Below are 1,773 nucleotides of genomic sequence, written 5' to 3'. Positions count from 1 at the left end.
GTTTTGTCCATTCTCTCGGCCGTCCGGGGAAGATGCACGCCAGAGTCGCGTGTTCATAATGAATCGCATTCATGAATTCCCAAGAACAATCTGTTGATCAGCAATCCCTGTCGCAAATTAGGTGTCGAGTCACTCGAAAGAAGAGCGTTGCTGGCGGCATCGATCTTGCCGGTCAGCGAGATGTCGCAGGCTGTCCCGGAAACCGATTTTTTTGTCGCGAATGATTTCGAGGCGGAAAGCCTGCCGGTCGCGACGGTGGCCGAGCCAGAAATCTTGGTGGCGTTTAAAGGCCAAGATGTGGGAGCGGAAGGAAACGATTCCGCTGTGCCGACGGGAATGTATTTTGGTTGGATGGAACGTGGAGACGATCGCCCGGTCCGCGAATTTGAAATCTACAATTCCGGCGACAGCGATCTGGTGCTCGGCGATGTCGAAGTGCCCGATGAATTCCGCGTGGTGCATGACGATTCCGCATGGCCGGGCATCAACGTGACCCAGGTCGTTCGCCCCGGTCATTTTTTATCGCTGAAGATCGAAATGCTGACCAATCAGGTCGGGGCGAAACGCGGGACGGTCACGATCGGATCAAACGATTCCAGTGAACCGCTGACCTCTTTCATGATCAGCGGGGACGTCGGATCAGACGGGGCGGAAGATTCGATCGGGCTGTTCCATCAGGTCTGGTCGACGTTCGAATTGAAGGGGTCCAAATATGACGATAGCATTGATCGCTCGACGACATTCGGCCCCGGTCGTTCTAACGAATGGTTGCCCGTCACGGGTGATTGGGATGGCGATGGGTTCGATACCGTCGGTTTGTATCACAGCCGGACCGGAGTGTTCCATCTGAAGAACTCGGTCGCCCCAGGGGATGCGGATCACGTCTTCGCCTTCGGTCCAGCCGGCAACGCGGGTTGGATCCCGCTTTCGGGCGATTGGGATGGTGACGGCGTGGACACCGTGGGTCTTTATCAGCCGGGCGAGTCACGCTTTCATTTGATTGATTCGTTGCGCGGCGGTGCGGCGGACCACTTTTTCTCATTCGGCCCCAGTGGTGCAACGGGCTGGAAACCACTCGCCGGCGATTGGGACGGCGATGCCATCGATACCATCGGATTGTTCCAGCAAGACGGCTCTCAGTTCCATCTCAAGAACGATCTCTCCGGTGGCGCCGCCGACCACTATTTCGCCTTCGGCCCTGCGAGTTCCGATTGGCAGCCCCTGGTCGGCGATTGGTACAAAACGGGAATCGACAAGATCGGGTTGTACCAGCCCGATGCGTCCCTGTTTCACTTGAAAGGTTCATTGTCCGGTGGAGCCGCAGACCGCTACGTCCAGTACGGCCAACCGAGTCACTACGGCGAATTGATCCCGCTTTCGGGAGAGTGGAATGGGCGTCATAACTCTGGTTTGCGTAATCGCCCCATCTGTGCTTGCATCACGACCGGTCCGATTCAAACTCCCAACATCGTACTCATTTATCATGGGGCTCCCTTCATCCAGGAGACGACGCCCGCAACCGTCCATCCGCCGAGCGGCAGTCCCGATGTGATGTCGTCTCAATCGTTGGGCAGCGATCACACGTCGCCATCGGCGCGGGCGGAGTTTTGGGAAACGGAATCGACTGTCCGTGCCGAGGCAGAGCAAGATAGCCTCGGACACGAAGGGGTGGTGGATCGACTTCTCACGGAGTGGGATCCAAGCCTTTAGCGACGAGAGGTCGATGACCGGCTCATGTTGCGTAGCTGCCGACGCCAGACGGCGGTCTCCGCT

Annotated in this window: 1 protein-coding gene; it reads left to right on the top strand. The window is 57.6% G+C overall.

The features are described from left to right. Positions 1 to 93 precede the first annotated feature (93 nt). Complete coding sequence (locus tag ABX749_RS31730; RefSeq protein ID WP_372899562.1) at positions 94 to 1,710, top strand: hypothetical protein; 1,617 nt, start codon at positions 94 to 96, stop codon at positions 1,708 to 1,710. The last annotated feature ends 63 nt before the right edge of the window (positions 1,711 to 1,773 follow it).

Origin of the sequence: Stieleria sp. (assembly GCF_041595215.1) — a bacterium.
In the GTDB taxonomy this organism is placed as follows: Bacteria; Planctomycetota; Planctomycetia; order Pirellulales; family Pirellulaceae; genus Stieleria; species Stieleria magnilauensis.
This window is presented reverse-complemented; position numbering and strand designations above follow the sequence as displayed.